This is a genomic window from Bacteroides sp. M10 (assembly GCF_014334015.1).
GTDB lineage: Bacteria > Bacteroidota > Bacteroidia > Bacteroidales > Bacteroidaceae > Bacteroides > Bacteroides intestinigallinarum.
The window spans coordinates 1,661,098-1,680,252 of sequence record NZ_CP060488.1; the positions used below are offsets into that span (position 1 = coordinate 1,661,098).

General features: G+C 43.1%; 12 protein-coding genes. 7 read left to right on the forward strand and 5 right to left on the reverse strand.

What is annotated here, in order from left to right:
* Positions 1-23 precede the first annotated feature (23 nt).
* The 4 genes from H8796_RS06050 to H8796_RS06065 all read right to left on the reverse strand — a co-directional run bounded on the left by H8796_RS06050 (position 24) and on the right by H8796_RS06065 (position 8,375).
* The gene (locus tag H8796_RS06050; protein ID WP_117933496.1) at positions 24-1,529 is read right to left on the reverse strand and encodes an arylsulfatase; all 1,506 of its coding nucleotides are present in this window, start codon (positions 1,527-1,529) and stop codon (positions 24-26) included.
* Between the two features lie 112 nt (positions 1,530-1,641).
* Positions 1,642-3,312, reverse strand: a complete 1,671-nt coding sequence (locus tag H8796_RS06055) for a hypothetical protein (RefSeq protein ID WP_233530357.1) — start codon at positions 3,310-3,312, stop codon at positions 1,642-1,644.
* Positions 3,313-3,344: 32 nt separating this feature from the next.
* The gene (locus H8796_RS06060) at positions 3,345-5,210 is read right to left on the reverse strand and encodes a RagB/SusD family nutrient uptake outer membrane protein (RefSeq protein WP_233530356.1); all 1,866 of its coding nucleotides are present in this window, start codon (positions 5,208-5,210) and stop codon (positions 3,345-3,347) included.
* A gap of 9 nt (positions 5,211-5,219) precedes the next feature.
* Positions 5,220-8,375 carry a TonB-dependent receptor gene (locus tag H8796_RS06065; RefSeq protein ID WP_117933502.1) on the reverse strand — a complete coding sequence of 1,052 codons (3,156 nt, stop codon included), beginning with the start codon at positions 8,373-8,375 and terminating at the stop codon, positions 5,220-5,222.
* A gap of 407 nt (positions 8,376-8,782) precedes the next feature.
* On the opposite strand from H8796_RS06065, the gene H8796_RS06070 reads away from it, so the two are divergent.
* The 5 genes from H8796_RS06070 (at position 8,783) to mobV (ending at position 15,430) form a co-directional block, all read left to right on the forward strand.
* Positions 8,783-10,168 (forward strand): sulfatase-like hydrolase/transferase, encoded by a 1,386-nt coding sequence (locus tag H8796_RS06070; RefSeq protein ID WP_117933504.1) that lies wholly within the window; start codon positions 8,783-8,785, stop codon positions 10,166-10,168.
* Between the two features lie 14 nt (positions 10,169-10,182).
* Entirely contained in the window at positions 10,183-11,544 is a 1,362-nt protein-coding gene (locus H8796_RS06075; RefSeq protein ID WP_117933506.1) for a sulfatase, read from the forward strand.
* A 283-nt stretch (positions 11,545-11,827) separates the two neighbouring features.
* Positions 11,828-13,060, forward strand: coding sequence for a site-specific integrase (locus H8796_RS06080; protein WP_004293706.1), 1,233 nt, complete (start codon positions 11,828-11,830; stop codon positions 13,058-13,060).
* Positions 13,061-13,077: 17 nt separating this feature from the next.
* Complete coding sequence (locus tag H8796_RS06085) at positions 13,078-13,470, forward strand: hypothetical protein (RefSeq protein WP_004293707.1); 393 nt, start codon at positions 13,078-13,080, stop codon at positions 13,468-13,470.
* Positions 13,471-14,062: 592 nt separating this feature from the next.
* Positions 14,063-15,430 (forward strand): MobV family relaxase, encoded by a 1,368-nt coding sequence (mobV, locus tag H8796_RS06090; protein ID WP_008999098.1) that lies wholly within the window; start codon positions 14,063-14,065, stop codon positions 15,428-15,430.
* A 197-nt stretch (positions 15,431-15,627) separates the two neighbouring features.
* Here mobV and erm(F) read toward each other — a convergent pair whose 3' ends face one another.
* Positions 15,628-16,428 carry a 23S rRNA (adenine(2058)-N(6))-methyltransferase Erm(F) gene (gene erm(F), locus H8796_RS06095; protein WP_004295323.1) on the reverse strand — a complete coding sequence of 267 codons (801 nt, stop codon included), beginning with the start codon at positions 16,426-16,428 and terminating at the stop codon, positions 15,628-15,630.
* 245 nt (positions 16,429-16,673) lie between these two features.
* Here erm(F) and H8796_RS06100 point away from each other — a divergent pair, with 245 nt between their 5' ends.
* Together H8796_RS06100 and H8796_RS06105 are read left to right on the forward strand one after the other, a co-directional pair.
* On the forward strand, positions 16,674-17,399 hold the full coding sequence (locus tag H8796_RS06100; protein WP_004293712.1) for a toxin-antitoxin system YwqK family antitoxin: 726 nt from the start codon (positions 16,674-16,676) through the stop codon (positions 17,397-17,399).
* A gap of 226 nt (positions 17,400-17,625) precedes the next feature.
* Complete coding sequence (locus H8796_RS06105) at positions 17,626-19,155, forward strand: sulfatase-like hydrolase/transferase (RefSeq protein ID WP_117933508.1); 1,530 nt, start codon at positions 17,626-17,628, stop codon at positions 19,153-19,155.

The following is a 19,155-nucleotide window of genomic DNA, read 5'->3' on the forward strand; positions in this document are numbered from 1 at the left end:
ATATTCTAACTTCTAGGTTTTGTTTATTGCATGAATATTTCGATTTGCTTCCAGCTATTACCAGTATCATTCGCACTCCTCTTTCCAGGGGTAGAACGTCCTTCTTCTACATACTTTTTGATTATCTGTGTCATTTTATCCACATCTTTTTTGTAGCGTTTGTTACTGATGATATTCTTCTGCTCCGAAGGGTCTTTTTTAAGGTTAAAGAGTTGCATGCTGGGGAGTTTGGCTAGATCAGCAGGCTTATTAGGGTATCCCCATCCTCCTGAACCACCGTGGAATACTAATTTTAGCTGAGGCGTACGTAGAGATAAATAACCTTTTCCCGATTCATAGATAAGATCTTTTCGGGCAGAATTTCCCTTTTTACTTAGTATAGGCCATATACTATAACTGTCCACCGCTTCTTCATCTTTCAATTGGTAGTTCACCATTTGGGCAAAGGTGGCATAGAAGTCGGTGAGTGATACCAATGAACCGTTGGTTTCGTTCGTATATTTTCCTTGCCAGGAAACGATGAGTGGAATACGGTGTCCACCTTCATAAATGTCGTTTTTATAACCTCTGTAGATGTAACTTGGGTGATGCCCTTTATTTTCCATTTCTTCTACACCTATGTATGGAGCGCATCCGTTATCTGAAGTGAAAATAATGATGGTATTCTCTAGTTGATTGTTTTTCTTCAATGTTTCTACGATTTGCTGTACCATGTCGTCTATCATAACTACGAAATCTCCATAATCTCCTATGATTGTCTGACCTTGATATTTTTTTGCCGGCAATACGGGAGTATGCGGTGCTGTGATAGGAAGATATAGGAAGAACGGCTTTTTACTGTCACGCTGTTTATTAATGTAGTCTATACCATGACGTATAATATTGGGTAGGCAGTCTTGTGGCTCAAAATCGGCACCTGCGACTCCATTACGTATTAGTTTGATTCCCTTTTGCGGACCAATGGTGCGATTGGGAAGAGCTGTCACTTTATCGTTTTCTACATAAACGTGTGGAGCTGTTCCGAGTGAAGCAGGTATGCCGTAAAAATAATCGAATCCTCTGTCCGTAGGACCATTCTTGATAGGGAGTGAGAAATCCACATCCTGTTTGTTTTTGGCATTTTGAGGATATGCCCAATCCCAGCCAAGATGCCATTTTCCGATACAAGCAGTGTTGTAGCCGTTCTCAGAAAACATTTGGGCGATTGTACGGCGGTCGGGAGTAATCATGGCTGGAGAGAATCCGTTCAATACTCCACTTTTCATAGTTGTTCTCCAAGGATACCTTCCAGTGATAATGGAATAGCGTGAAGGAGTAGAGAGCGCGGAAGATGAATGGGCATCCGTAAAGGAAATTCCGGAGTGTGTCAGATTATCAATGTTTGGGGTGTGGATTTTGGATTCCGGATTGAATGCTGAAATGTCTCCATAGCCTAAATCGTCTGCTAATATGAATATCACATTGGGCGATTGTGCCTTTACGGCAGTTGCTGTAAGGAGTACAGATGAGATTGTTATTAGTTTGTTCATCACCTTTGTTTAATCTTTTGGGAGTTTTATTTTCTTTTCAATCGGTCAACGTGAGCTCAATGAACTTTCAGAATGATACAATATGAAAAATCATTGAACTCACGTTTGCTATTTATTCTTGTACTATAACATTTATAGGACAAGTGAATCCATTTTCAAATTTTGGGTATGCCGTACCCGAACTAGGCAGTGACTCGAATATGAAAGTGAATGTTCCCGCTTTATTCAATAAGGTACCTGCATCCGCATTGAAATCGACATACGATATGAAATACTTTTCATTTAGTTTTGAATCTTCAAAGAAATGAACGATCTCGTTACTTTTCTTGTTGGCTGTTCCAGCTCCAATTTTGGACTTGTCACCGGCTACCTTTACAACATCTGGTGTGTAGAATCCTCTGAACCAATTGTTTTTGTTATCATCATGTGCTTTGAAGTTATAACCTGTTGGTACTGTAGCCCCTTCTGATTTGTATGTTGCAAACCAAATGCGCATAGCAGTATTACCTCCAAGTGCCTCCCCTTTGGTCAGTATTTTCGTTTGCTGGTTACTTTTCTGTACCAATTCGCCTCGTATTGCTTTTACGGGATTGCTTTCTGTAGGTTCCCAATCTTCATTGAAAGTCGGTACATCAGGAGTATCGGTAGTAAGGTTGGGGTTGACTATAAATCCGGATACTGGATTTTCTGTAATTGTAAATTCAAAGGGTACCCATCCTGTTTCTCCTGTGACAGGATGTTTGGGAAAATACTGTATGATGTCATTACCGGCATCTGTATTTGTATACTTGATGTATATCTTATAGGTACCTGGTTTTTCGATATAAGATTTGGGCGTTGAAGCACTGATAGTCCAAGATGCGGATGACATGGGACGTGTGCGGTTTCCGCCATAGAGTATATCAGGTGTGTTTTCGTCCCACATGCCTACAGATATTGGTTTTGAATTTGTTCCATGAAAGAATATATCATTTTCTCCCCAAACGTGACTTAGAGTACCGTCTCTTAATGTAAAAGCCTCGGGGTATTGTTCCATATTTTCTGGGGTGGGAGTAAATAAGGTAAGCGCTTTTACACCATTATCTTCGGTAAAGCTGGGACGAATGGCATTATTGGCAATCATAATGGAATTGTAACGTAGATTAGCAACGCAGTTGTATGTAAGTCCTGCAGTTTTGATTTCTGTGGAGGGACTGGACATTCGGGCATACCAAAATATTTGTTCGTTTTGTGCTCCGGTTATTGGAGCAGATTGATTTACCCAGTTAATTTCTCCACCGAGAAGAACAAAAGGTTTTTCACTGGTAGGAATGAATTCGCGTGCAGGACGTTGAGTGCCCTCAGCCCAAATCGGAATCGTTTTAGTGATGGTAGTACCAATTTTTTCTCCATTTTCAAAAATGTCAAATGAGATGGGTACCGATCCGTCTTGTGTTGGGGTTCCGCTTATCGGGAAATAAGCATATTGTTTGTCTCCCTGAAAGGAGAGTTGTACTTCTCCGTCTTCTATTTTCAATCCGGTTTCGGATGACCGGTCAACAAACTTGACGAGTAGTTTCCGGCCAAACCCATTGACGAACGGAATCCCCAAGCGGTCACCGGGTTCATTTTCATCACCGGCAAAAGCGGGAGTACCTTTAGCAAGGAATCCATCTACATAAATGGTTGATTCTTGTACGTTCAACCCTTTTTCTTGTATAATATATTCCATTCCGGGGTGTTCGCAGGAACAGAACAGACCTGAAATAAACAATATGGATAGTAATGTGGTAATCTTATTCATAATCATGTTTCCTTTCGTTTATATAACATTTGTCATCTTGCACCATAATTCTGTGTCAGTTTAGGATTGGAACGTATTTCCTGTGACGGAATTGGGAATAAGGTACAGTATTGGTCAATCTCAAATTTTTCACTCTTCATATAGTAGTTGTTTACATTAGGAGAACTGTTGGAAGTATAGGCATTATAGAAATCTGTGAAGTGTTGATTCATCACTTCTACAGCTTTTCCTGAACGAACGAGGTCAAACCAACGGTGTCCTTCGAAAGCCAACTCCAGTGTTCGTTCGTCATAGATTGCCTGATAAACCTTTTCTGGAGTATCTAAAACCCATTCTTTATTAGGGTCTCCAGACGCAAGATACGGAACAATGCCAGCTCTTTCCCGTACAAGGTTGATTGTTTTATTCAAAACGCTTTGTGACAGAATTCCGTCACTGATATGTGCTTCTGCTTCTGCCAATAACAGCAGTATGTCCGCAAAACGGAGGATATACCAATTGTCATCAGAATCATTTACTTTATACTCTGATGAGCTCATGTATTTGCCGCACATCCACTGGTTATCTGCATTAAAGCCTTTTACAGAAGTCCGGAAAGAGGTGCCGGTATAAGGGTCGTAAGGATATGCAACGTCTTGCGGATAATCTTTGTTCTCATTAACCGGAAGATAAGAAATGCCGTCTGTGTCTAACTTGATATAACCGTTGCTAATGCGTGTATCAGTGTAGATAACATCATCAAATTTTCGTACTTCATATTGATAATCGGGATACATAGAATCCCATTTTTTTGCCATATCCATAAAATATCCGGTCGGTGAGCATGCGCCGTTTCCTTGATTGGAAATGGGAGACGGGATATATCCGTTTGAATTGGCTTTATTACGAGGTGCATAAGAAGCAGGTGAGAAAAGAGTATAGAACGGACTGCCCAATCCTTCCACTTGACCGGTTTTGTATTCCACTTCCCATATGGACTCACATGAATGTTTGTTGGTGGATTTGAACAATTCGCTGAAATTCGGATATAATTCATATCCTCCATTGTTTATCACATCTTCCAGATAATACTTGGCAGCTTCATATTGCGTAGTGGTTGTTTCCGGATAAAATACGGTAATATTCGGATTAATGGATATATCTTTCCATGTTTCTACATCGGGGTAAGCGGCTTCTGTGATGTCGTTTGGCATAGATAGGAGTACTTTTCCCAGTAAGGCTTCTGCCACATATTTGTCAACTCTTCCTGTCGGAGTTTTTTCTCCGCTATTTGTCGATCTATAGAGGTTATTCGATTCGATGGCAGAAGTCAGATCGGTGAGAATCCGTATATAGACCTCTTCTGCAGATGCACGCAGATGACCTCTGGAATCGGTGTATTCTTGTGGAATATCCATGATGATGGGTACTCCACCGTAAGCGCGAACTAAGTTGAAATAGAAAAGGGCACGTAGTACTTCGGCCTCTGCAATGTATTTCTGAACGGTTTCATCATTCCCGAAGAGTTCTTTCCCTTTTTCGATGACTGTATTGGCTCTTATGATTCCTTTGTAGTGATGAGCCCAATAGTTTTGGTTTCCACTATTGTTGGCAGATATGGTAAATTTTTCAATTTCATGTCGGAAAGTATTGGCATAGTAATTAGTTTGATTTGGAAATGCAACATCCGAACGCACATCACCAAAAAGATAGATGCTGGCCGAATACAGTCCGTTATCTCTCAATGAAGAGTAAGTTGAGTACAATGCCGAACGTATATCATCAGGTGACTTGTAGAAATTTTTACCCGTTAAAGTGGTTTCCGGCTCGATATCTAGAAAGCCGGTACAACCGGACATGCAGGTGGCGATCAATGCCACTGTAAATATATTCTTCAGATTCTTCATATTCTTTTTCATGCTTTAGATTTATAATGTAGCTTTCAGTCCTATGGTGAAATTTCTAGATAAAGGATATCCGGTACGGTCGATGCCCGGTGCGGTAGCCGAACGGAATGTGTTGGCTTCAGGGTTCATACCGGTATATTTAGTGAAAGTATGCAAGTTGTCAATATTGAAACTTAGAACTAATCCATTCAGAAAGGTTTTTCGGAGCATCTTCTTGTCGAATGTGTATGAAAGCTGGATGTTACGGATGGATAGATAAGAACCGTCTTCGAGATATCGGTTGGTAAATTTACTCATTTCCGTGGTTGGACGTACATCATTGGAGGTGTAAGTACGGTCTGCTAAGCCGTTACCCGGCGATTCGGGCGAACGCCATCTATCTACTACTTTGATGGAAAGGTTATTATTGTTGTTTCCGCGCAGTGTCTCACGTAATGTATAGTTGTAAATCTGATTTCCGTATTGTCCGTTTAACTGAAAACTAAATGAAAAGTTTCTGTATGAGAATGTGTTGACCATACCGGCATTGAAACGCGGATAAGGATTTCCTATAATAGTACGGTCATTGTCATCATAAAGTCCGTCACCGTTGAGATCGTACCATTTACAGTCTCCCGGCCGAACGTTCGGGTCGAAAGCCAGTCCTGAATAAGGGTCATTCCGCAATGCTTGAATTTCTTCCATTGACTGATAAATGCCGCCGAATACATTTCCGTAGAACATACCTATCGGATAGCCTACTTTAGTAATGTTTGATTCTGCCACTCCATCAGTGATGGCTTCAGAATCAAGTCCTAGTGCCAATACTTTGTTCCGGTTGGCGGAGATGTTGAACGTAGTTGTCCATTTGAATTTGCCGGTCAGGTTGCGGGATACAATATTGAACTCGATACCTTTGTTTTCAACGGAACCGACGTTTTGTAACATGCGTGAAACTCCTAAAGTGCTTGGAACGATTGTATTCAGAAGCATATCGGAAGTGATAGACTTGTACAAATCAAGTTGCATGAATATTCGGTTGTGGAAAAGTCCTATGTCTACACCTAAATTAGTCTGTTTGGACACTTCCCATTTCAAGTCTGGATTCGCAATGTTTGACGGAGCCCAACCACTTACGACAGAACCATCGACTATATACGATTGCTGCGACATTTTGGTCTCATAGTTGTAGTCTCCGATAGCATTGTTGCCAGACAGCCCAAAACTACCTCGTAATTTCAGTTCACTAAGTACTTTCTTGAGTGGCTTCATGAATTTCTCTTCCGTCATGGCCCATCCTGCGGAAATGGAGGGGAAATAACCGTATTTGTTGTTCTTTCCAAAACGACTTGAACCATCTGCACGAAATACTCCCTGAATCATATATTTTCTTTTGTAGTCGTAGGTCAGTCGGGCTATATAGGATAGCATACGATCTTCAGTCTTATCATAAGAACCTCCGTTGACTACACCTCCGTTGATGGAAGGGAGAGACTCTGTTGCAAAATGGTAGGCGGATGTGTAAAGCTTGTTGAGTTGGTTACTTTGTATAGTGACACCTCCTACAGCACTGATGTTATGATCTCCGAATTCTTTCTGATAGGTTAGTATATTTTCGTTAATCCACATGAGTTTGCGAGTCATAGTGGTGGAAGCCTCAGAGTCGGTACGGTTTTTGCCAATGGAAGCTGGGTACCATATTGAGTTCTCGGATGACATGAAATCAATGGCCAATGACGGTTTAAACGTTAACCCTTTAGCCAATTTCAATTCGAAGTTAAGCCCACCGATAATACGATTCTGACTCGTCTCGTTTTTGTATTCGTGAGCGATTCTGACTGGATTGTCTTGATTGTCGGCCAATGGCGAATCGGAAAGCGTTGGGAAGGCACCAGTTTCGGGGTCTCTTGAATCGGCTATGTTAGCTGGGGCCAAGTTGTACTCTAATGTAGAGAAATAATCTCCATTAGGAAGTTTGACCGGGAAAAAGGGATACATGGAGATTGCAGTTCGGATTACGCTGTTTGATCCTTCTCCACCTTCTCTTGTTCTTTTCTGATTGATAAATGTAGGAGCAAAGTTGATAGTTACTTTTGCCCACTTATTTAATTCGATGTCGAAGTTGGAACGGAAAGCGAATCGCTTCATTCCGGTACATATCAGAATCCCTTCTTGGTCGAAATATTCGCCTGAGATTCGGTAACGCATATTTTTACCTCCTCCCGCGATAGACAGATTGTATTTCTGCTGAATGGCATTCTGGAAGATGGCATCTTGCCAGTCAGTGTTGAGATTCTCGTCGAAAGGGAAATAGTCCTGATTTTGGTTTGTCGTGTAACGAAATCTTTCGTTCAGATTCTTATCCTTATAATATTCTAATAATTGGGCCGTATTCATTAGTTCGAATTTATGTTGTATTTGTGCTATGGTGGTTGAAGCATTGATGGTTACTGTCGGTTTGGTACTTTCACCGCGCTTGGTAGTGATAAGTATTACACCATTGGCACCACGTGAGCCATATACGGCAGTTGAAGCGGTATCTTTCAGAATCTGAATATTGGCTACGTCATCAGGATTGACAGCAGACAAACCGCCTTCCATCGGTATTCCGTCGACAATATATAAAGGTTCTGATCCTGCAGTAACGGTACCGATACCGCGGACTTCTACATTGATATCACCACCAGGAGTCGCGTCGGAAGTCTGTATACGAACTCCAGGGACTAAACCTGAGATGGTTTGTTCGATAGAAGAGCCTACATATCCAGATAATTCTTCGGATTTGATGGAAGTCATGGCAGATGTTATCGTTCTCTTTGTTTGGGTTCCATAGCCGATAACTACGGTTTCATCCAACATATAGCCATCTTCAATCATGACTACTTTAATAAGCTTTTTGGGGTCTTTGATTGTGATCTCCTGTTTCTGAAACCCGATGAACGAAAATTCAAGAACTGGATTCTTACCTTTTGTTTGAATCTTGAAAGTTCCATCGATAGTGGTGGTTGTTCCATAATTGGAGTTTTGGCAAAGGACATTCACACCTGGTATGGGTTGTCCTTGCTCATCAACAACTGTTCCTGTTGCAAATGTTCGGGCATTCTGTGCGTATGTATTTCCACCTGTATATGAAGAAACTTCAAATATGGAAAATACAATAGTTAAAAAGAGAATGCGGATAGAAATCATATTTCTCATATAGTAGTAAATTTAGTTATGCCACAAAAATACAATCAATATGTATATCTCCTATGGTATGTAAAAGCTAAAAGGAGAATTTGTAAAAGAGATAATATTTAACTTGCTTATTAGTAGTATGTTATCTAAAATATTTGATGATAAAATGTAATGACTATGTGAATTGTTTAATGCTGATGGATGTACTGAATATAAGATGGTGGTGCTTTTTTCTTTTCCTTTTTGTAGCTACATAATTGCTATTTAATTATATTTTATATTGCTGATTATTAGAATGATACCTTTTAAGCTACTTATATTTTTCATCAAAATAAAATCTAGGAGGTTTCAATGGAATGAGCATTTCGTATATTTGCATGAAATAAAAGTATTTGTTTTCCTTTCAACAACCAAATTCGCATAAAATTATGAAGAATCACTCGAGACATTTCGTAGCCGCTACTTGTGCTTTAGCAGCATTTTCTCCCATTGAAATGATGGCCCAAAAACAACCAAATTTTGTCATTATCGTTGCAGATGATATGGGGTATGGTGATGTGGGCATATACGGCAATGAGTATATAAAGACTCCGAATATTGATCAAATGGCCCGAGAGGGGATGATGTTCACAGATTTCCATTCGAATGGTTCAGTCAGTAGTCCGACGCGTTGTGGGCTTTTAACTGGGCGTTATCAACAGAGAGCTGGCTTGGAGAAAGTTCTTTTGGTACCCCGAGATGATAAAGATAAGGAGGTAGGACTTCCGTCGGAAGAAATAACTTTTGCAAAAATCTTGGGAGACAATGGATACCGGACAGCTTTGATTGGTAAATGGCATTTAGGATACTTGCAGAAACATCATCCGATGAATTTTGGCTTTCAGAAATTTGTAGGTTTTAAATCCGGAAATGTCGACTATCAGAGTCACCGCAACCGTTATGGAGATGTGGATTGGTGGGACGGTTTGGAAATGAAAAATATGCCGGGATATACAACGACCTTACTAACAACGCTTTCCGAGGATTATATAAAAGAAAATAAGGATAAACCATTTTGTCTATATATAGCGCATGCAGCTCCTCACTCTCCTATGCAGGGACCTAATGAAAAGGCGATCCGTACAGAGGCTACTCCAGAAGGGGATAAAAACTCCGACAGGCCAAATAAGGAAATTTATAAAGATATGGTAGAGGAATTGGACTGGAGTGTGGGACGGATTCTGGAAACGTTGAAAAAATATAAACTGGACAAGAATACGTTCGTTGTCTTTTTCTCTGATAATGGTCCGGTGATAAATAATGGAGGTTCTACCGGAGGGTATAGAGGTGCGAAGGGAGCTCCATGGGAAGGAGGACACCGTGTCCCTGGTATTTGTTATATGCCTGGAATTGTCAAAGGAGGAACAATGTGCAAACAGACCGTGATGAGTTTTGATCTTTTTCCGACTATGCTGGACATGGCGAACATTCATTATGATGACTCGAAGAAGAAGTTGGATGGAGCTTCTCTGGTACCTTTGTTTAAGGGGCAGGAGCTTTCTCAAAGATTTTTGTTTTGGGGAAATGGTAATAAGACTATCTCTGTGAGAGATGGCAAATGGAAGCTGGTTCGTTACAACCAAAAGGGAAAAATTACATTGCATTTGTTTGACCTGGATAATGATCCATACGAGGAAAATAATATGAGTGAGCAGGAACCTGAATTAGTTAAAAGACTGGATGAACAGATTACTCGCTGGGCCAAGTCTGTCTATTCAGAAGTTCCTGACCAGTTTGCTCGGAAAGTACGACGTACGAATAAAAATAACACTTAATATACATAGTAACTATGAAGATAGAAAAAATAGCCTTGCTGGCATTGGGAACTACTATGGCTTCCGGTGCAGCTTTGGCTTCGAATACGGTTGATAAAGCTACTCCCAATGTCTTACTGATTCTTGTAGATGATCTTGGATTGGGCGATTTGTCCTGCCAATATGCTAAAGATTTGAGTACTCCAAATATTGATCGTATCTTTGAAACCGGAGTACGTTTGGATAACTTTTATGCTAATTCATCAGTGTCTTCTCCTTCGCGTGCCGCACTGTTGACCGGACGTTTTCCGGCTATGGTAGGAGTACCAGGGGTCATCCGTCCTTCCATCGATCAAAATTGGGGCTATTTCGATCCGTCTGCCATTACCATGCCTGAAGTACTTAAAAATGGTGGCTACAGAACTGCACTGGTTGGCAAGTGGCATCTAGGTTGGAAAAGTCCAAATCTTCCGAATGAGAGAGGATTCGAGCATTTTCATGGCTTCCTTGCAGATATGATGGACGACTATTATACGCATCTGCGACAGGGAGGAAATTATATGTATCTGAACGATAAAGAAATTACCCCTAAAGGCCATGCTACCGAATTGTTTACTTCGTGGAGTGTGGATTATATTAAGAAAGAGGCAAAAGAGAAGAATCCCTTTTTTCTTTATCTTGCCTACAATGCTCCCCATTCTCCTTTACAACCACCGGTAGAGTGGGTGAACAAGGTGCAGGAAAGAGACAAGTCGTTACCAGTCAAGCGTGCACGGCTGATAGCCCTGATTGAACATTTGGATGATAATATCGGTAAAGTGATGCAGGCTCTTGAGGAAAGCGGTCAGTTGAGTAATACATTGGTAATATTTGCTTCTGATAATGGAGGGGACCGGGGAAGTATGGCGAACAATGGACCTACCCGGGGTGCCAAAGGCGATATGTTTGAGGGGGGTATCCATGTTCCTTGTGCTCTGAATATGCCAGGAGTTTTCGAAGGCGGTCGACGTGACAACCATTTTGTTGTGATGATGGACCTTATGCCTACTATTTGTGATTTTGTGAATGTACCGGTCAGGCATGAGATAGATGGTATTTCTGTATTGGATGCCATTAAGGGAAAGAAACAGAATACAGAAGATCGTTTCGTTTTCTGGCTTCGAAATGAAGGTGGTCCGCAATTTGGGGGAAAGTCGCAGAGTGCGGTGAGGTATAATGAGTACAAACTTTTACAGAATCTTCCCTTTGAAAAGGTACAGATGTTTAATTTGGAGGAAGACTCTTTGGAAACTACTCCACTACCTTTGCAAGGAGATATGTTTCGAAAATTGAACAATGCAATGACTAAGCATTATCGTGCTTGGGGAGCAGTCCCTTGCCAAGCACCATCTAAATAGAAACTTAAATCATAAAATAAACACATAGCGAAAAAGTAAATTTGGGTAAAACGTAGCGAATTAGCTGATACAGCGTTCGTTACGCTTTGTTTTTCTATGGGACAGAGCCAACGAAATACCACCTCGAAGCCAAACAGCGCAGAAGTTCAGTTACCACCTCATTACCCCCGTAACGGGTGTGAATTTCTTGCTAAATGGTTCTGTTTCTGCGATTTGCGTAATTTTGCATAGCAGTCGGTAACTCACTAATAACTAATTTTGTAACCAAAAAAAGGAGTGAGTTATGCGTAGTACATTCAAGGTATTATTTTACGTGAAGAAAGGCAGCGAGAAGCCGAACGGCAACCTGCCTTTAATGTGCCGTATCACGGTGGACGGCGAGATTAAACAGTTCAGTTGCAAGATGGACGTTCCCCCACGGCTGTGGGACGTGAAGAACAACCGTGCTTCGGGCAAGAGCGTCGAAGCGCAGAGAATCAACCTTGCGGTAGATAAAATCCGTGTGGAAGTAAACCGCCGCTATCAAGAGTTAATGCAGACGGACGGTTATGTTACCGCCGCCAAACTCAAAGACGCCTATCTCGGTATCGGCGTCAAGCAGGAAACTTTGCTGAAGCTGTTCGAGCAGCACAACGCCGAGTTCGAGAAGAAAGTCGGGCACAGCAGGGCGCAGGGTACATTTACCCGTTATCGGACGGTCTGCAACCATATTCGGGAGTTCCTGCCCCATACCTACAAGCGTGAGGATATTCCATTAAAGGAACTCAACCTCACGTTCATCAACGACTTCGAGTATTTTCTGCGCACGGAGAAGAAATGCCGCACCAATACCGTGTGGGGCTACATGATTGTGTTGAAACACATCGTTTCCATAGCGAGGAACGACGGGCGTTTGCCCTTTAATCCCTTTGCGGGATATATCAACTCTCCCGAAAGCGTGGACAGGGGCTACCTCACCCAAACGGAGATACAGACGCTCATGAACGCACCGATGAAGAACGCCACCCACGAGCTTGTACGGGACTTGTTCGTCTTTTCTGTTTTCACGGGTTTGGCGTATTCGGACGTGAAGAACCTCACCGCCGACCGCCTGCAAACATTCTTCGACGGCAACCTGTGGATAATCACCCGAAGAAAGAAGACCAACACCGAATCGAACATCCGCCTTTTGGACGTTCCCAAGCGTATCATCGAGAAGTACAAGGGGCTGGCAAGGGACGGTCATGTTTTCCCCGTTCCGAACAACGGCAGTTGTAACAAGATACTCAAAGATATAGGCAGACAATGCGGCTTCAAGGTACGCTTGACCTACCATGTCGCACGCCACACGAACGCCACGACCGTACTTCTGTCGCACGGCGTACCCATCGAAACGGTGAGCCGCCTTTTGGGGCACACGAACATAAAGACCACCCAAATTTACGCCAAAATCACCGCCCAGAAGATAAGCCAAGACATGGAAACCTTGTCGCACAAGTTGGAAGATATGGAGAAGAATATCTGCCGAGCCATCTAATTAAGAACAGAATACCGATGAAAGAAGAAAGGAACATTATCACGATGGACGGGCAGGGCAATATCTCCCTGCCGAGCGATATAGGCGCAACCGCCATGACCGAGCGGGAAATCTGCGAACTGTTCGGGGTTATCGCCCCGACGGTTAGGGCAGGGATAAAGGCACTCTGCAAAAGCGGAGTTTTATCTATATATGACATAAAGCACATTATCCGCCTATCGGACAAATACAGCGCGGAGGTTTACAACCTCGAAACGATAGCCGCCCTCGCTTTCCGTGTCGAATCGTTCGGGGCGGCGAAAGTCCGCAGGGCATTATTAGAGAGGATTATACACGGGCGAAAAGAGAAAACGACGGTATTCGTGTCGGTTGTTTCGGACGGCAAGCCCAACAGCCGTTGGAAAGCATGATGATATACCAACATACCAACATGCAAACGTACCAGCATACCAGCATGCAAACATGCAAACCTATCACTATGGTGATATATATTGCAGGGTCTATTTCTCTTTTCAGAGGAAAGCGGAGCAATCGTTTTCGTTTACAAAGGCAAAGCAAGCACGGGGCTTTACGTCGGCTAAAAGGTCAGGCGGCTGCGCCGTTTCCCAATAAATCTTCCTCTCGCTTCGCTGCGAGCGTATTTATCGGGAAAACCTTGTATCCGACCGCCCCGTGCAAAAGAGCCTTTGAAAACGGAAACGACCGCCCCGCCACCCACCGACCGAAAGGAAAAAAATAAGGTGGGGTTACGGGCAAGCAGGCGGCAGGGACAGCCATAGCCGAAAGGCAGACGGGCAGGCAGACGGCACGCCGCAGGGTATTTACGGAGAAAATACCGTAGCTTATTAGGGAATTTTCCGAGCCGCAATACTACGTATCGCTGAAAATTCCCCAATAAGGCAAGGGGTAAGCCCCTCTGCACACCCCATCGGGGACGGCATTTGCCGCCCCGAAGATACGAAAAATCATTGTTTCACAAGTCAAGGAAGAAAGGAAAAATATATGGGTTTCGTAGTTTTACACATGGAAAAGGCGCACGGCAGCGACAGCGGAACGACCGCACATATCGAGCGTTTCATCATACCGAAGAACGCCGACCCCACACGCACGCACCTAAACCGCAGGCTTATCGAATACCCCGACGGGATAAAAGACCGTTCGGCGGCTATACAGCAGAGATTAGAAGAAGCGGGGCTGACACGCAAAATCGGAAGCAACCAAGTACGGGCAATCCGCATCAACGTATCGGGAACGCACGAGGACATGAAGCGGATAGAGGAAGAGGGGCGTTTGGACGAGTGGTGCGCCGACAATCTGAAATACTTCGCCGACACGTTCGGAAAGGAGAACATCGTGGCGGCTCACCTGCACAGGGACGAGGAAACGCCGCACATACACGTTACACTCGTCCCCATCGTCAAGGGAGAGCGCAAGCGCAGGAAAAGGGAGGAACAGACGAAGAAGCGATACCGCAAGAAGCCGACCGACACCGTGAGGCTGTGCGCAGACGATATTATGACACGGCTGAAATTGAAGTCCTACCAAGATACCTATGCCGTGGCGATGGCGAAATACGGGCTGCAAAGGGGCATAGACGGCTCGAAAGCTCGCCACAAGTCCACGCAGCAGTATTATCGGGATATACAGAAACTCTCCGACGACCTCAAAGCGGAAGTGGTGGATTTGCAGCAGCAGAAAGAAACGGCACAGGAGGAACTAAGACGGGCGAAAAAAGAAATACAGACCGAGAAGCTGAAAGGGGCGGCAACCACCGCAGCCGCCAACATCGCCGAGAGCGTCGGTTCTCTTTTCGGCAGTAACAAGGTCAAGACGCTGGAAAGGGAGAACACCGCCCTGCATAAGGAGGTAGCCGACCACGAGGAAACCATCGAAGCCCTGCAAGATAGGATACAGACCATGCAGGCAGACCACAGCAGGGAGATACGGGAAATGCAGCAAAAGCACGGCAGGGAGATAGCCGACAAGGACACAAGGCACAAGCAGGAAATATCGTTTCTGAAAACGGTAATCGCAAGGGCGGCAGCATGGTTTCCCTATTTCCGTGAAATGCTCCGTATCGAAAACCTCTGCCGCCTTGTCGGGTTCGATGAAAGGCAGACCGCAACGCTCGTCAAGGGAAAGCCGTTGGAGTATGCAGGGGAACTCTACTCGGAGGAACACGGACGGAAATTCACGACCGAAAGGGCAGGTTTCCAAGTGCTGAAAGACCCCACGGACGGGACTAAATTGGTTCTTGCCATCGACCGAAAGCCCATTGCCGAGTGGTTCAAGGAACAGTTCGAGAAGTTAAGGCAGAACATACGCCGACCTATACAACCGCAAAGGAAAGGCAAGGGATTCAAGCTATAAATGTTAAATCCTGCCCGATTTGCCGAAAAAAGTGCGGTACGCTGTTCGTGGTGTACTGCACTTTTTTTATATTTGTTCGCAAGGTGATATACTTGAAGAAAATAACAGCCGATTTCGCTGTTAGCACAATGTTATGCGGCAGCTTAAAAGACGACACCAAACCAGAAAAATCATCTTGACAACCACCCGACTTTGAACTACGAAGGATGAAATTTTTCAGGGACAACTTCCAGCATTTCCAAAAAACAGTTTACCCATTGACTTGGAGACAAACAAACAATTTGAGCATTAAGGTTTAAACCGAATTTTTCCGAAATTGACCTGACCTGACTTTTCCTGAAAATCGACTTTAAAGCTGTTTTTACAGATAAATCAGGTTTCTCTAACAGACAGGAAATAAATGCTAAGTATTTGGCTTTAAACTTAAAATCAAAAAATAACTGTTTTCTTTTAATGTTTAACAGGGCTGATTTGACAGTTGGCGGTGGAAAGAAACTTTCAGGACCTACCTCATAGACAAGTTTCAAATCAAAAAAAGTATGATAGAAAACGGTATATGGATTGTAAAGCTTCCTCGAAAATAACTTTTGTGTAGGTTCTAACTGAAGGACAATGGAACCTCCCAGAAAATTTCCAAGACTCTCAAACATCAGGATTTTGAAAATATCGGAAGTAATGCCATAAGGAATATTTGACACCACTTTGAAAGGAAATTTCGGAACTGCAAAATTCCTAAAATCACAACCGACAACTTGAACATTTCGGGCATCAGAAAATAATTTTCGTAAATGTTCAACCAAAGCTGTGTCGTTTTCAATAGCAACAACATTGTTGGCGATTTTTAATAAATGAACAGTAAGAAACCCCTTGCCTGCCCCAATATCTAAAACCGTATCCTGATTACTTATATTTGCTTGTCTTATTGCATCTTTTATTAGCACTTTATCAATAGTAAAGTGCTGACCCGTAAAACGAACGGGCAATTTCTTTTTTGTCATTAGTAACTTCTTACAGGTGAATACTTGACTGCAAATTTAGTAACTTTGCAGCAGAAATTAACGAGAAAGAAGAGAAAATGAAAACCGACCGCATAACATCACCTATACGCAAGCAGGGGTTTCGTGCTTCGTAGGACAGTTAAGTGGTAAATTTAAAGTTCAGTTCTTCGTAGGAAGTTCAGTGGTTAAAATCCCTGCCTGCGTATAGCTGAGAACCGTTATCAACCTCGAAAAGCAAAAATACAATGAATAGAATATTAACACTATACCTCTTTTTGCTATTGTGTGGCACGGCTTCCGCACAACAAATAGTAAAATGGGACGATTTACAGACTATAACGGATAACGCACGGCGCACGGTCTATTATGAAAAAGGCAGTAAACAGCCGTTGCAGGGAGAATATCGCATTATACGAGGGCTTGACGAGGAGCGTGTTAAACTTTCCGACGGCATAATAAACGGTGATTATCTCCGCTATCGTGATGGGGTACTGCGTGAATCGGGCATATATGCCAAAGGAAAGCGCAACGGCATATTCACGGAGTATTACCAAGATGGCGTTACTCCCCGAAAAGAAACACCCATGCAGCAAGGCAAGATAGACGGAACTGTAAAGACCTATTTTCGTAACGGCAAAATAGAAATCGAAAAGGAGTATAGGCAGAGTGTGGAGAGCGGACGGGAACGCCGCTTTGACAGCAAGACGGGTGAGCAGATTTTTGAATCTCATTATATAGACGGCAAAAAAGAGGGTGAGGAATGGGAAATATTCGAGGATGGGCGCACGCTTCGCAGCAGGACTACACGACACTACCGTAACGGAAAACTTGACGGCTTTTATCGTGTGGAATCGACACGGGACGGAAAACCCTATATAACCATCGAGGGGCAATACACCGACGGCGAGAAATCGGGACGTTGGAAACAGTACAACGCCACCGATGACACAACCCATGAATGGGATGAATGATTTTCTTTTTTCGCAAGTTGATTTTATAAAATTGCCACCGAAAGTTCGTACTTTCGGAAAAAGATGTTATATTTGCAAATGAAAGAGTTATTTGACAGCATAGCAACGCAAAACGCTGAAATTCGCACAGTTGCTAAATCGTTACTTCTATTTCTCAAATAATTCGCTAAAAGTTTATTTCTCAATCGGTTAAGTCAAACCGAGAAAAATCTAAAATAAAACTAGTATGATGAATTTTAAAATGAAAAACAAGACCCTATTTCTATGCCTTCCGGCAATGTTGAACATACTTTTTGGAGGCTCTTCTGCATTCGGGGCAAATCCAGAAAAAGACAATAAAGAGAATAGCCCGAAACGCCCTAATGTACTTGTATTGCTAACGGATGACCAGACATTCAGCACTATCCATGCCTGGGGTAATAATGAAATTCAGACTCCGAATATGGACAGACTTGTCAATCAGGGTATGTCATTCACCCAAACTCACGTAATGGGTGGACTCAACGGTGCCATTTCGCAGCCCAGTCGTGCGATGCTTCTTACCGGACGCGGTCTGATGGACGTACACCGCAACGGACAAATCATCCCCAAAAATGAGAAAACATTTCCCGAGCTGTTCCGTGAGAACGGCTATACAACCTTCGGAACTGGTAAATGGCATAGTGATAAAGCCGCGTTCAACCGTTCGTTCTCCACGGGTGCAAACATCTTTTTCGGAGGAATGCATCCATATGGAAATGAAAAGGATGAAAAGGGACACCGATGCCCTTATCTGCATGAGTATGATCCGACAGGAAAATACAAAAACGGACAATGGGTAAATGCATCGCTCAATACTTTTTCGTCCGAACTGTATGCCAATGCCGCCATCAAGTTCATTGAAACAAATGCACCGGACGATAGCCCATTCTTGATGTACGTGGCATTTACTTCACCGCATGACCCGCGTAACGTGTTACCCGATTACGGGCGCAAATATGACAGCAAGGAAATTACGATGCCAAAGAATTTTATTACACAGCATCCGTTTGATAATGGTGACCTCAATGAACGCGATGAAAAACTGTTGCCTACTCCGCGTGTACCGGAACAGGTACTTGCCGAAAGAGCCAACTATTACAGCATGGTGAACGAGGTAGATGTTCAGATAGGACGTATTCTTGATACGCTTGAAAGAAGCGGCAAGGCTGATAACACCATTATTGTATTTGCAGCAGACAACGGCCTTTGTGTCGGAGAACACGGACTGCTGGGCAAGCAGAATCTGTATGAAGCGGCGGTGAGAGTACCTTTGGTGATATGCGGGCCTAATATTCCGAAAAATATGATGAGTGATGCCTATTGTTATCTGTACGACCTTTATCCCACTCTCTGCGATTTATCGAATATAAAGGTACCGACCACTGTTAAGGGAATCTCATTGGCGCAAACCATACAGAATCCAAATGTGAAAAAGCGCAAGGATATACTATTAACATACATCAACCTCCAACGAGCTATCAAGAAGGAGGGTTTCAAACTTATACTTTATAATGTAGACGGTCAGCGTCATCCGCAGCTTTTCGACCTTAAGGCCGACCCAATGGAAATGAATAATCTTTATGATAATCCTAAGTATAGTAAAAAACGTGAAGAGCTTACTAAATTACTTTATGCCCGAATGGCATCTGTTGGTGATTTCTGTGACCCTACTAAATCGGATTGGGGCTATCCGACGAAACTGAAATGGGAGCAGATTGTCAAAGTTAATCCTTGA

Coding starts and splice junctions, on each gene's coding strand:
- H8796_RS06085 (WP_004293707.1), top strand. CDS start 13,078: ATGAAAGAAGAAAGGAACATTATCACGATGGACGGGCAGGGCAATATC.
- H8796_RS06105 (WP_117933508.1), top strand. CDS start 17,626: ATGATGAATTTTAAAATGAAAAACAAGACCCTATTTCTATGCCTTCCG.
- mobV (WP_008999098.1), top strand. CDS start 14,063: ATGGGTTTCGTAGTTTTACACATGGAAAAGGCGCACGGCAGCGACAGC.
- H8796_RS06065 (WP_117933502.1), bottom strand. CDS start 8,375: ATGAGAAATATGATTTCTATCCGCATTCTCTTTTTAACTATTGTATTT.
- H8796_RS06100 (WP_004293712.1), top strand. CDS start 16,674: ATGAATAGAATATTAACACTATACCTCTTTTTGCTATTGTGTGGCACG.
- H8796_RS06080 (WP_004293706.1), top strand. CDS start 11,828: ATGCGTAGTACATTCAAGGTATTATTTTACGTGAAGAAAGGCAGCGAG.
- H8796_RS06075 (WP_117933506.1), top strand. CDS start 10,183: ATGAAGATAGAAAAAATAGCCTTGCTGGCATTGGGAACTACTATGGCT.
- H8796_RS06060 (WP_233530356.1), bottom strand. CDS start 5,210: ATGAAAAAGAATATGAAGAATCTGAAGAATATATTTACAGTGGCATTG.
- H8796_RS06050 (WP_117933496.1), bottom strand. CDS start 1,529: ATGAACAAACTAATAACAATCTCATCTGTACTCCTTACAGCAACTGCC.
- H8796_RS06070 (WP_117933504.1), top strand. CDS start 8,783: ATGAAGAATCACTCGAGACATTTCGTAGCCGCTACTTGTGCTTTAGCA.
- H8796_RS06055 (WP_233530357.1), bottom strand. CDS start 3,312: ATGAATAAGATTACCACATTACTATCCATATTGTTTATTTCAGGTCTG.